The sequence below is a fragment of the Salipiger sp. genome, assembly GCF_048261495.1.
Classification (GTDB): Bacteria; Pseudomonadota; Alphaproteobacteria; order Rhodobacterales; family Rhodobacteraceae; genus Salipiger.
In genome coordinates this window covers 255,494-267,227 of sequence record NZ_JBLXFX010000005.1, presented here as the reverse complement: position 1 = coordinate 267,227, position 11,734 = coordinate 255,494, and the positions used below count along the sequence as shown (strand labels likewise).

Here is an 11,734-nt window from a genome sequence, read left to right as displayed (position 1 = left end):
CGTGTCCCTGCTCGGTTTCCTCGACCACGCCTCGGTGCTGATCTTCGCACTCACCGGCGCGTTGGTCGCCAGCCGCGCGCAGCTCGATGTCGTGGGCTTCGCCGTGCTCGCCTGCCTGACCGCGCTGGGCGGCGGCACCGCCCGCGACCTGCTGCTCGACCGGCACCCGGTGCTCTGGATCGGCGATCCCTCCTACCTCGCCACGGCCTGCGCGGCGGCGGTGATCGTGTTCTTCACCGCTCACCGGCTCGAAAGCCGCTACCGGGCGATCCTCTGGCTCGATGCCTGCGCCCTCTCGGTCGCGGTCGCCGCCGGCGCCGGAATCGCGCTCAAGGACGGCCAGCCCGCCCCGGTGGTGCTGGTCATGGGCATGATGACCGGATGCCTCGGCGGTCTGCTGCGCGATGTCGTGGCGAACGAGGTGCCGCTGCTGCTCAAGCAGGGCGAGCCCTATGCCACCTGCGCGCTCGGCGGCGCGCTGTCGCTGCTCGCGGCAGAGGCGCTCGGCCTCGCGCCCGGTGCGGCGGCGCTGGCCTCTGCGGCCGCGACCTTCGCGCTGCGCGCCTCGGCCCTCGCCTTCGGCTGGCATATTCCGGTCTTCAAGGGACGGCCGCCGCGCAGCTAGGCGCCGCGCCGCTCCCTTCTTCTGGCCGAAAATATCCCGGGGAGTCCGCAACGCGGACGGGGCGGAGCCCCATCCGACGCGGGTGCCTCACTGCAGGTCGGCAAAGGCGCGCTGCAACCGCGCTCCGGCCTCGGCCACGATGGCCTCGGTGGTGGCGAGGTTGATCCGCAGGAAGGTCTCGCCCCCCGCACCGAAATCCGGCCCGGCGCTCGCGGCGATCTTTGCCACGTCCCGCACCCGCGCGCGGATCTCCTCGAAGTCCATGCCGGTGCCGGAGAAATCCACCCAGGCGAGGTAGGTCGCCTGCAACGGCAGCGACCGCACGCCGGGGATCGCGTTCACCGCCGCATCGAAGATCTCCCGGTTGCGGATCAGATGCGCGATCTGGGCATCCACCCAGGCGGCGCCCTCGGGCGAATAGGCCGCCGCCGTCATGATGAGGCCGAGCGTGTTCGGCTTGCTGTCGAGCGCCGTCAGTCGGGCCTGCATCTGTCCCCTCAGCGCCGGGTCGGCGATGACCAGCGCGCCGCAGCGCTGCCCGGCGATGTTGAAGGTCTTGGATGCCGCCACCAGCGTGACCAGCCGGTCCCGCGCGTCGGGGGCCGCCACGTCCATCGGCACGAAGGTGTTGCCGGGATAGACCAGGTCGTGATGAACCTCGTCCGACAGCAGGGTCAGCCCGTTCTCGGCGGCGAACCCGGCCACGGCGCGCAACTCCTCCGGGCTCCAGACCCGGCCAGACGGGTTCTGCGGCGAGCACCAGATCAGCATGGTCTCCTTGCCGGTTAGCCGCGCCCGCGCGTCGTCGAGGTCCAGCTCGTAGCGGTCGCCCTCGCGCTTCAGCGGGCATTCGGTGACATTGCGCCCCGCCCGTTCGATCTTGTTCGCGAATTCGTGGTAGACCGGCGAAAAGATCACCACGTGGTCGCCCGGCTGCGTCCAGACGTCGATGCACATGGCCACCCCGTTGCCGAGCCCGTGCACGGGGACGATCCAGTCCGCTCCGATCTCCCAGGAATGGCGGTTGGCCATCCACCACGTCACCGCGCGGGTGTAGCGGGCGCCGTCCGAGAAATAGCCGAAGATGCCGCGGTCGGCCTCGGCGCGGACCGCCTCCTGCACGCAGGCCGGCGCGGGATAATCCGAATCCGCCGTCCACATCGCCAGGCCCTCGGAGGGGTCGACCCCGAAGAGAGAGCCCATCAGGTCCCATTTCGAGGAGCCGGTGCCCCGGCGGTCGATCTGCGTATTGAAGTGATCTTTCATCTGTCGACAATTCCTGCGTTGACGTCCCGGAGGCACGCTAGCGCGATGCGTCCCGGGCGCAAGAGGGGTGCCTTGCACGGTCGCGCGGATTTGCCTAGATGATCCCCCATGAAACGCGCCATCCTCATCCATCCCGATCCCCGGCTGAAGAAACTCTGCGATCCGGTCGCGGATATCGGCGACGATCTGCGCAAGCTGGCGGACGACATGCTGGAAACCATGTATGACGCGCCGGGCATCGGCCTGGCCGCGCCGCAGGTCGGCGTGCTCGAACGGCTGATCGTGCTCGATTGTGTCAAGGGCGAGACCGAGGCGCCGCGCCCGCTGGTGATGTTCAACCCGCGCGTGATCGCGTCGTCCGACGAAACCAACGTCTACGAGGAAGGCTGCCTGTCGATCCCCGATCAATATGCCGACGTCGAGCGCCCCCGCGAGGTCGAGGTGGAGTGGCTGGACCGCAACGGCGCCCTGCAGACGGAAACCTTCGGCGGGCTCTGGGCGACCTGCGTCCAGCACGAGATCGATCATCTCGACGGCAAGCTGTTCATCGACTACCTGAAGCCGCTGAAACGCCAGCTCATCACCCGCAAGATGGTGAAGCTGAAAAAGGAACGGGCCCGGATTTGAGCCTGCGCGAGATCCTCCTGTGGCCGGACACCCGGCTGAAACGGCCCTGCGCTCCGGTCGAGGACGTGGCGGCCGTCGGCGCGCTGGTCTCGGACCTCTTCGAGACGATGTATGCCGCACCGGGTCGCGGACTTGCCGCGCCGCAGGTGGGGGCGATGGTGCGGGTCTTCGTGATGGATGCGGGCTGGAAGGACGGCGAGATGACGCCGCTGGCGCTGATCAATCCGCGTCTTCTTGCGGCGTCCGAGGAAACCGCGGTCGGCGGCGAAGGCTGCCTTTCGATCCCCGGCGTCACCGTGCCGGTGCGCCGCGCGACCAGGGTCCGCATGGGGTTCACCGACATGACCGGCGCCGCGCAGGAGCGTGATTTCGAGGGTGCCGAGGCCATCGTCGCCCAGCACGAATACGACCATCTCGACGGGCTGGTGCATTTCGACCGGCTCGACCCCGACGCGGCCGCCGCGTTGATGGCCGATTACGACGCGCTCCGCGCATGACCGCGCGTCCCTGCATCCCCTGGCCGGACAAACGCCTGCGTACTCCGGCGGACCCGGTGGACCTGATCACCGACGAGGTCCGTGCGACCTGGGCCGACATGGTCGACACGATGGAGGCGATGCCGGGCGTCGGTCTCGGTGCGCCGCAGATCGGGGTCATGCTGCGGCTGGCGGTCGTGGATGCCTCGGAAGAGCGCGGGCAGGCGGTGCTGATGGCCAATCCCGAGGTGCTGCACGCCTCGGTCAAGCTGCGCGCCCATGACGAGGCGAGCCCGAACCTGCCCGGAGTCTGGGCGACCATCGAACGTCCGCGCGCCGTGACGGTGCGGTTCCTGAACGCCGACGGGGTCGTCGAGGAGCGCGATTTCGTCAACCTGTGGGCAACCAGCGTGCAGCATCAGATCGACCACCTGAACGGGCGGATGTATTTCGACCATCTGAGCAAGACCAAGCGCGACATGCTGTTGCGGCGCGCCAGAAAGCGCGGCTAGGTCGCGCCGCCCCTTCCGAACGCCGTGCTGGCGGGACGGGTGCAAAGTGCGTATTTGGAACAAGAAGAAGCAGGGGGCGCGAAACCGACCATGCGTGTGATCTTCATGGGAACGCCGGAGTTTTCCGTGCCGGTGCTCGAGGCACTGGTGGCGGCGGGGCACGAGATCGCCGCGGTCTATTGCCAGCCGCCGCGCCCTGCCGGTCGCGGCAAGAAGGAGCGCCCGACACCCGTTCATGCCCGCGCGCTCGACCTCGGGCTCGAGGTGCGCCATCCCCTGCGGCTGCGCGGGGCGGAGGAACAGGCGGCCTTTGCCGCGCTCAAGGCCGACGTGGCGGTGGTGGTGGCCTACGGGCTGATCCTGCCGCAGGCGGTGCTCGACGCGCCGGCGAAGGGGTGCCTCAACATCCACGCCTCGCTCCTGCCGCGCTGGCGGGGGGCGGCGCCGATCCATCGCGCGATCATGGCGGGGGATGCCGAGACCGGCATCTGCATCATGCAGATGGAGGCGGGGCTGGACACCGGTCCGGTGCTGCTGCGCGACTCCACCCCCATCGCGGAGGAGGACACCACCGGGGCCCTGCATGACCGGCTGTCGGCCATGGGGTCCGCGCTGATCGTGCAGGCGCTGGAGCGGCTCGACACGCTGGTGCCGCAGCCTCAGCCCGAGGCCGGCGTGACCTATGCGCAGAAGATCGACAAGGCCGAGGCCGCGATCGACTGGACGGCGGACGCGGTCGGGGTCTCGCGCCTCGTGCGGGGATTGTCGCCGTTTCCGGGGGCCTGGACCATGCTGGGCGGAGAGCGGATCAAGCTGCTCGGCGCGCGGGTCGTCGACGGTGACGGAGCGCCGGGATGCGCACTGGACGACGGCCTCACCATCGCCTGCGGTCGCGGCGCGATCCGGGTCTCGCATGCGCAGCGGGCGGGCAAGGGCGCGCAGGAAGCGGCGAGCTTTCTGCGCGGAATGCCGGTGCCGGCGGGCACCGTGCTGGGAGAGGGCTGATGTTCCCCACCATGATCGGCACCGTGGTGATCGCCGGAATCGTCGGCTATGCCGCCGAGCGCAGCGGCTTCACGCGCAACGGCATTCTTCAGAGCATCATCATCTGCATCGGCGGGGCGTTCCTCGCCTATTTCATACGGATCATGTTCGGCATCGGCTTCGGGTCCCCGGGGGTGAACGCCGTGGCCTCCTCGGTCGGAGCGCTCATCATCGTGCCGACGCACTGGCGGCGCAGGAGGTAGGGCATGGGCGTGGTATGGCTTCTGATCGTCGGGGCGGCGGCGGGGTTTCTCGCCACCCGCGTCATGCGGGTCGAGGCGGGGGTGGTGCAGACCGTCGTGCTCGGCATGCTCGGGGCGGTGATCGGCGGGCTGGTCCTGCGGCTGCTGATCGCGGTCACCGGCGCGCTGGCCGGGCTGGTGGGTGCGGTCCTCGGGGCGATGCTGCTGATCTGGCTCTGGAAGACCTACGGCCCGCGCTGAGCGGTTGTGCGGCGCTGCAGGTACTCTGCGCGGATCGCCGGAATTGTCTCTTCCGCGCACAGGGCTACATGATGCACCGACTGTGAAGGGAGTGTTCGGATGGGTCAGCTGGTCGACGGAAAATGGCAGGACAAGTGGTACGATACCTCGAAAACCGGGGGCAAGTTCGTCCGCTCCACCACGGCGTTCCGCAACTGGATCACGCCCGACGGCGCGCCCGGCCCCTCGGGCGAGGGCGGCTTCGCGGCGGAGGCGGGGCGCTATCATCTCTACGTCAGTCTCGCCTGCCCCTGGGCGCATCGCGCGCTGATCTTTCGTGCGCTCAAGGATCTGGAGCCGCTGATCGACGTCTCCGTCGTCCATCCCGACATGCTGGGCGAGGGTTGGACCTTTGATGCGGATTATCCCGCCGCGACCGGCGACCGCCTGCACGGCGACCGCTTCCTGCGCGAGACCTATCTGCGCGCGGACCCCGGGCTCTCGGGCCGGGTGACGGTTCCGGTGCTCTGGGACAAGCAGCGCGAGACCATCGTGTCGAATGAAAGCGCCGAGATCATCCGCATGTTCAACAGCGCCTTCGACGGGCTCACCGGCAACCGCGACGATTACTGGCCCGAGGCGCTGCGCGAGGCCATCGAACCGGTGAACGCCCGCATCTACGACACCGTCAACAACGGCGTCTACAAGGCCGGGTTCGCGACCACGCAGGAGGCCTATGACGAGGCGGTGCATCCGCTGTTCGACACGCTGGACTGGATCGAGGAGCGCCTGTCGCGCAACCGCTACCTCATGGGGGCGCGGATCACCGAAGCCGACTGGCGCCTGTTCACCACGCTGATCCGGTTCGATTCCGTCTATCACGGCCATTTCAAATGCAACCGGAACCGGATCGTCGATTTTCCCGAACTCTGGGGATACACGCGCGAATTGTACCAGTGGCCGGGGGTGGCGGGGACGGTGAACCTCGATCACATCCGGCGGCATTACCACTACAGTCACGAGACGGTGAACCCGCACCGGATCGTGCCCATCGGCCCGGATCTCGACCTTGATGCGCCGCACGGGCGCGGACGGCTGGCCGCGGCATGACCGCCGCGCACGATCAGCCGGGCGCCGTCGATTGCCCGAAATGCTCGACCATCAGGGCAAGATCCGCCGGGGGGGTCGCGCTGGGGACATAGGCGCAGGCATTGGCACAGTGCCGGAAGATCGACCCGTCCGAGAAGAACGACGTGTTGGTCACGAAGATCACCGGGGTGTCGGGCTGGCGATAGCTGGCAAAGTCCGCGACCGCGAGCGCGCTGCCCTCGTCGATCACCAGGTCGAGGACGATGATGCCGAAGCTGATCTCGTGCAGCAGGCTGGTGGCGGAATCCTGATCGTGCGCCAGCCACACGGCGGAGCCCATGCGCTCAAGGTGTCGGCGCCAGAGCTCGGCGAGCTCCCTGCTGCTTTCCACGATGAGGACGTTCATTGGGGTCTCCGACAAATCCACTGTGACCTTTCCACAGTCAGAGGGTCCCGGGGATGCTCCCGAAGACCTCTCGCCACTTGTCTTCCCCACTTGTAAACAAAAGATTAATCCTTTGACAACGCACGTGAACAAATAGCTAACATTGGCGAAGACCCGCCGCTTGCGCGCCGGCCTGACTGCGGTAGGGTGCCGCACAAACCAGCATAGGGGATTCCATGCGCTGCCGTGACCTTCTTTTCGTGACACTTTCCGCGCTCGCGCTTGCCGGTCACGCGCGTGCCCAGGATACGCCCTGCGGCGGCGAGTTTGCCGCTTTCGTGGACGGGCTCGAATCCGAAGCGGTCGCCAGCGGTCACGATCCCGACACGGTGCGGCGATTCCTGGCCGGTGTGCGGCTCGATCCGAAGGTGCTGCAATCCGACCGGGGGCAGGGCATCTTCCAGACCCCGTTCATCGAGTTCTCGCGCAAGCTCATCAGCCAGAACCGGCTGGATCGCGGCCGCGCCATGTCCGAGCAATGGGACGAGGTCTTTGACCGGATCGAAACGGATTTCGGCATCGCCCGCGGCGTGCTTCTGGCCTTCTGGGCGTTCGAGACGGATTACGGCTCCTTCCAGGGGGATTTCAACACGGCGAACGCGCTGGTGACGCTGGCGCATGATTGCCGCCGCCCCGACATCTTCCGCCCGCAGATCTTTTCCGCCATGACACTCTACGAGCGCGGCGATTTCGACCCGGCCACGACGACAGGTGCCTGGGCGGGCGAGATCGGCATGGTCCAGATGCTGCCCAAGGACATTCTCGAAAACGGCATGGACGGCGACGGCGACGGACATGTGAAGCTCAAGACCTCCGTGCCGGATGCGCTGATGTCGGGGGCAAGGATGCTGTCCGGGCTGGGCTGGCGGCCGGGCGAGCCCTGGCTTCAGGAAGTGGTGCTGCCGCCGGATCTCGACTGGTCGATGACCGGGCTCGAAACCACGCTGACGGTGGCGGAATGGGAACGGCTCGGGGTCCGCGCGCGCGAGGGCGCGCTGGACGACGGCCGCTTCGAAGCCTCGATCATCATTCCGCAGGGCCGGGGCGGGCCGTCCTTCATCGCCTATCCGAACTTCCGCATCTATTTCGACTGGAACCAGAGCTTCGTCTACGTGATGACCGCCGCCTATTTCGCCACCCGCCTCGACGGGGCGCCGGTCTATGACGCCGGTTCGCCCGATCCCGGCCTGTCCGGCGCGCAGATGCAGGACCTTCAGCGCCGGCTTTCCGACCTCGGATACGATGTCGGCGGGGTCGACGGGATCCTCGGCGCGGGCACCCGGGCCGCCGTGCGCGACATGCAGTCCAAGCTGGGGCTGCCGTCTGACGGCTGGCCGACGCGCGACCTTCTCGACAAGCTCTGAGCACATTTCCGCGACCGTCCGCCGCAGGCCGGAACCGGCCTGTCCCGACCGGTGTTGGACGGCATGAAACGCGCCATCCCCCTTCTTCTCCTCGCCGTCCTCGTCTCCGCCTGCATCCCGGAGACCAGGACCCTGTCCAAAACCGTCCCCGAGTCCATGCAGGGCCGCTGGGGGCTTGTGCCCGCCGATTGCACCAGCACGGCGGGCGACAACAAGGGCCTCATGACCGTGAGCGCCGACTCGCTGCGCTTCTACGAGAGCACGGCGGAGATCGCCGAGGTGCGCGAGCGGACGGAGACCCGCCTCGACGCCGCCTTCTCCTTCTCGGGCGAAGGCATGGTCTGGACCCGCGACATGGTGCTGACCGTGAAGGACTCCGGCAACACGCTGATCCGCGAGGAATCCGGGCCCCAGGCGCTGCAGCCACTGACATACGCGCGTTGCGGCTGATCCGGGGTCTTGCCACAGCCTTGAGTTGAATTACACTTCCGCGACAGGAGGTGGTCATCCATGCCAGAACACGCGTCCGGCGTCGAAGTCCTTCACCGGCGCTTTCCGCCGACCGGGACGATCCCGAACAATCCCGCGCTCCCGGTGGTGATCCTCAGGGGCGCGTTCACCCCCGTGCCGCCGGACGAGATCTGCGAGCGGTTCGAGAAGAACGGCTGGACCGGGACATGGGTTTCGACGGTCTTCGATTACCACCACTACCATCCCGATGCCCACGAGGCGCTTGCCGTGGCCAGCGGCCGGGCGGAGATCCAGCTCGGCGGTCCGGACGGAGAGGTGTTTGCCGTGGTGCCCGGAGATTGCCTCGTGCTGCCGGCCGGCACAGGGCATTGCTGCCTGTCGGCGAGCGCCGATTTCCGCGTCTGCGGCGCCTATCCCGCGGGGCAGGAGGCCTATACCACCCGCCGCGCCGGGGCGCATGCGGCGCAGGATGCCGACACCATCTCGCGCGTGGCCCTGCCGGTCAGCGACCCGGTCTTCGGCAAGGGCGGGGCCACGGTCCGGGCGTGGTGGGGCTGATCGGCGACGCCGCCCGCCGGTTCAGCCGGGGATGATCTCGAACCGGAGGACATCCACCATGCCCCGGTCGGTGATCTTGAGCGACGGGATCACCGGCAGTGCCAGGAAGGCGAGTTGCAGGAACGGCTCTTCGAGGCTGACGCCGAGGCCGCGGGCGGCGGCGCGCAGCTCGACAAGCCGGTCGCGCACCTCCTCGAAGGGGGAAAGGCTCATCAGCCCGGCGACCGGCAGCGCCAGCTCCGCGAGAACCTCGCCGTCGCGGACCACGACGAAGCCGCCCTCGATCTCGCCCAGCCGGTTGGCGGCGACGGCCATGTCGCCGTAGGAGACGCCGACGCAGGCGATGTTGTGATGGTCGTGGCAGACGGTCGACGCGATCGCGCCAGCCGTCAGGCCGAACCCCTTCACGAAGCCGGTTGCGATGTTGCCGTTCCTGCCGTGGCGCTCGACCACCGCGATGCGCACGAGGTCGCGCGCCGGGTCGGGCGCCTTGTCGCCGTCGCGGATCTCGATCCGCTCGTGCAGGTGATCGGTCAGGATCTGCCCTTCGCGGATGCCGATGACGTCGGTCTCTTCGCGGTTGCCGGTGCTGCGGAAGCTCTCTGCCACGACGCGGGGCGCCCTGACCGACTGCCGCCCGACAGGCGCCACCGTGCCGCGCGCGGCAAAGGCCGCATCGTCGACCACCACGCCGCCCGCCAGGACCATCGCCGCATGGCACCCCTCCAGAGAATCCACCGCGACGATATCCGCCCGTTTGCCAGGCGCGATCATGCCACGGTCCCCGAGCCCGAAGGCCTCGGCCGCCGACAGCGATGCCGCCCTGTAGGCCGCAAGCGGCGGCGTGCCGAGCGCGATCAGCGTCCGGATCATGTAATCCAGGTGACCATGTTCGGCGATGTCCAGCGGGTTGCGGTCGTCGGTGCAGAGGCACATGTAGGGCGAGGTCCGCTCGTCCAGCAGCGGTTGCAGCGCCCGCAGATCCTTGGAAACCGACCCCTCCCGGATCAGCACCCGCATCCCCTTGCGCAGCTTCTCCAGCGCCTCGGGGGCCGAGGTCGCCTCGTGCTCGGTGCGGATGCCTGCGGCGACGTAGGCGTTCAGATCGCGCCCGGACAACAAGGGGCAATGGCCGTCGACATGCCCGCCTTCGAACAGACGCAGTTTCTTCATCGCCTCCGGGTCGCGGTGGATCACCCCCGGGTAGTTCATGAATTCCGCCAGCCCGATGCCGGAGGGATGCCCCATGAGCTCGGCCAGATCCTCCGCCGAAAGCGCGGCCCCGGCGGTCTCCATATGCGTCGAGGGCACGCAGGACGACAGCTGCACCCGGATGTCCATCAGGCTGTGCCGGCTGGCCTCCTGGAAATACCGGATGCCCTCGGCGCCGATCACGTTGGCGATCTCGTGCGGATCGCAGATCGCCGTGGTGACTCCGCGCGGGGTCACGCAGCGGTCGAATTCGAAGGGCGTGACCAGCGAGCTTTCGATGTGCAGATGGGTGTCGATGAACCCCGGAACCAGGACCAGGCCCGACACGTCCAGAATGCGCCGCCCCTCGTAGCGGTCGAAGACCCCGACGATGGTGTCGCCGCAGATCGCCACGTCGCCTTCGAGCAGCGCCCCGGTCACCAGGTCGAAGACCCGACCTCCGCGCAGCACCAGATCCGCCGCCTCGTCCCCGCGTCCCTGCGCGATGCGCTGTTCCAGACCTGCCATCGAAAGCCCCCTTCATCACCTTTCCCGATGATTTGCACGCCAGCCGGCGCGGCGCGAGTCCTCCGACCCCTTCCGGCCCGAAATATCCCGTGTGCGGCGCGGCCTGCCGCGACGGGAGCAGCGCGTCGGGCCCGCAGGACTTGCAAATGGCACCCCGGGCGGGTTTTTCTGGTCACCATCAGAACAGGGAGAAAAACAATGAAACCGCTTCACCTTGCCGCCGCAGGCCTGATGCTGCCGGCCGCCGCCTTCGCCGATTGCGATACCGTCACCTTCTCGGATGTGGGCTGGACCGACATCACGGCCACCACCGCCGCCACCACCACGCTGCTGAAGACGCTGGGCTACGAGACCGAGGTCAAGGTGCTCTCGGTTCCCGTGACCTACACCTCGCTCGCCCGCAAGGATATCGACGTCTTCCTCGGCAACTGGATGCCGACGATGGAGGCCGACATCGCCCCCTACCGCGAGGCCGGGACCGTGGATTCGGTGCGGGCGAATCTCGAAGGCGCCAAGTACACGCTGGCCACCAATGCCAAGGGGGCCGCGCTCGGCATCAAGGATTTCGCCGACATCGCCGCCCATGCGGAAGAGCTCGACTCCACCATCTACGGGATCGAACCCGGCAATGACGGCAATCGCCTGATCCTCGACATGATCGAAGCCGACGCCTTCGGTCTGACCGGTTTCGAGGTCCGCGAAAGCTCCGAACAGGGTATGCTCGCGCAGGTCGGACGGGCGGTGAACCGCGACGAACCCGTGGTCTTTCTTGCCTGGGAGCCGCACCCGATGAACGCGAATTACGATCTGACCTACCTGACCGGCGGCGACGACTATTTCGGACCGAACCTCGGCGGGGCCACGGTCTACACGAACACCTCGGCAGGGTATGTCGAGGCCTGCCCGAACGTCGGCAAGCTGCTGGAAAACCTCGAATTCTCGCTGGCCATGGAAAACGAGATCATGGGTGCGATCCTCGACGACGGGGAAGAGCCGGAAGACGCCGCCAAGGCCTGGCTCGCCGCGAATGCCGACGTGCTCGGCGGCTGGCTCGACGGGGTGACGACAAAGGACGGCGGCGATGCGCTCGCGGCCGTGACCGCCGCCCTCGAATGA

At 67.9% G+C, this 11,734-nt stretch carries 15 protein-coding genes; 12 read left to right on the top strand and 3 right to left on the bottom strand.

The features are described 5' to 3' along the window. Position 1 precedes the first annotated feature (1 nt). Entirely contained in the window at positions 2 to 625 is a 624-nt protein-coding gene (locus ACN0RJ_RS12610) for a trimeric intracellular cation channel family protein (protein ID WP_417724480.1), read from the top strand. An 87-nt stretch (positions 626 to 712) separates the two neighbouring features. Here the strand turns inward: ACN0RJ_RS12610 and ACN0RJ_RS12605 are convergent, their stop codons facing one another. Further along, positions 713 to 1,891 (bottom strand): MalY/PatB family protein, encoded by a 1,179-nt coding sequence (locus ACN0RJ_RS12605; protein ID WP_417724479.1) that lies wholly within the window; start codon positions 1,889 to 1,891, stop codon positions 713 to 715. 108 nt (positions 1,892 to 1,999) lie between these two features. Between ACN0RJ_RS12605 and def (ACN0RJ_RS12600) the strand changes: the two genes are divergently transcribed. From def (ACN0RJ_RS12600) to ACN0RJ_RS12570, 7 genes are all read left to right on the top strand, one after another. Continuing rightward, positions 2,000 to 2,518 carry a peptide deformylase gene (gene def, locus ACN0RJ_RS12600; protein WP_417720228.1) on the top strand — a complete coding sequence of 173 codons (519 nt, stop codon included), beginning with the start codon at positions 2,000 to 2,002 and terminating at the stop codon, positions 2,516 to 2,518. Next, on the top strand, positions 2,515 to 3,015 hold the full coding sequence (gene def / locus ACN0RJ_RS12595; protein WP_417724478.1) for a peptide deformylase: 501 nt from the start codon (positions 2,515 to 2,517) through the stop codon (positions 3,013 to 3,015). Before def (ACN0RJ_RS12600) ends, def (ACN0RJ_RS12595) begins: the two co-directional genes overlap by 4 nt. Further along, positions 3,012 to 3,506 (top strand): peptide deformylase, encoded by a 495-nt coding sequence (gene def, locus ACN0RJ_RS12590; protein ID WP_417720226.1) that lies wholly within the window; start codon positions 3,012 to 3,014, stop codon positions 3,504 to 3,506. The genes def (ACN0RJ_RS12595) and def (ACN0RJ_RS12590) overlap by 4 nt, the downstream gene beginning before the upstream one ends. Positions 3,507 to 3,596: 90 nt before the next feature. Next, on the top strand, positions 3,597 to 4,511 hold the full coding sequence (gene fmt, locus ACN0RJ_RS12585) for a methionyl-tRNA formyltransferase (RefSeq protein ID WP_417724477.1): 915 nt from the start codon (positions 3,597 to 3,599) through the stop codon (positions 4,509 to 4,511). Beyond that, positions 4,511 to 4,753, top strand: a complete 243-nt coding sequence (locus ACN0RJ_RS12580) for a hypothetical protein (protein ID WP_417720224.1) — start codon at positions 4,511 to 4,513, stop codon at positions 4,751 to 4,753. Before fmt ends, ACN0RJ_RS12580 begins: the two co-directional genes overlap by 1 nt. Positions 4,754 to 4,756: 3 nt before the next feature. Further along, positions 4,757 to 4,993: a GlsB/YeaQ/YmgE family stress response membrane protein gene (locus tag ACN0RJ_RS12575; protein WP_417720223.1), complete on the top strand. Its 237-nt coding sequence runs from the start codon at positions 4,757 to 4,759 to the stop codon at positions 4,991 to 4,993. A gap of 99 nt (positions 4,994 to 5,092) precedes the next feature. Then, positions 5,093 to 6,082 carry a glutathione S-transferase family protein gene (locus tag ACN0RJ_RS12570; protein WP_417724476.1) on the top strand — a complete coding sequence of 330 codons (990 nt, stop codon included), beginning with the start codon at positions 5,093 to 5,095 and terminating at the stop codon, positions 6,080 to 6,082. A 13-nt stretch (positions 6,083 to 6,095) separates the two neighbouring features. On the opposite strand, the gene ACN0RJ_RS12565 is transcribed toward ACN0RJ_RS12570, so the two are convergent. Beyond that, on the bottom strand, positions 6,096 to 6,467 hold the full coding sequence (locus tag ACN0RJ_RS12565) for a response regulator transcription factor (protein WP_417720221.1): 372 nt from the start codon (positions 6,465 to 6,467) through the stop codon (positions 6,096 to 6,098). 215 nt (positions 6,468 to 6,682) lie between these two features. Between ACN0RJ_RS12565 and ACN0RJ_RS12560 the strand changes: the two genes are divergently transcribed. From ACN0RJ_RS12560 to ACN0RJ_RS12550, 3 genes are all read left to right on the top strand, one after another. Beyond that, positions 6,683 to 7,870 carry a lytic murein transglycosylase gene (locus ACN0RJ_RS12560; RefSeq protein WP_417724475.1) on the top strand — a complete coding sequence of 396 codons (1,188 nt, stop codon included), beginning with the start codon at positions 6,683 to 6,685 and terminating at the stop codon, positions 7,868 to 7,870. A gap of 63 nt (positions 7,871 to 7,933) precedes the next feature. After that, positions 7,934 to 8,320, top strand: a complete 387-nt coding sequence (locus tag ACN0RJ_RS12555) for a hypothetical protein (protein WP_417720219.1) — start codon at positions 7,934 to 7,936, stop codon at positions 8,318 to 8,320. A gap of 60 nt (positions 8,321 to 8,380) precedes the next feature. Next, positions 8,381 to 8,899, top strand: coding sequence for a cupin domain-containing protein (locus ACN0RJ_RS12550; protein WP_417720218.1), 519 nt, complete (start codon positions 8,381 to 8,383; stop codon positions 8,897 to 8,899). 21 nt (positions 8,900 to 8,920) lie between these two features. On the opposite strand, the gene ade is transcribed toward ACN0RJ_RS12550, so the two are convergent. Next, a complete protein-coding gene (gene ade, locus ACN0RJ_RS12545; protein ID WP_417724474.1) occupies positions 8,921 to 10,618 on the bottom strand; it encodes an adenine deaminase in 1,698 nt (565 codons plus the stop codon). Between the two features lie 198 nt (positions 10,619 to 10,816). On the opposite strand from ade, the gene choX reads away from it, so the two are divergent. Further along, complete coding sequence (gene choX / locus ACN0RJ_RS12540; protein ID WP_417724473.1) at positions 10,817 to 11,734, top strand: choline ABC transporter substrate-binding protein; 918 nt, start codon at positions 10,817 to 10,819, stop codon at positions 11,732 to 11,734.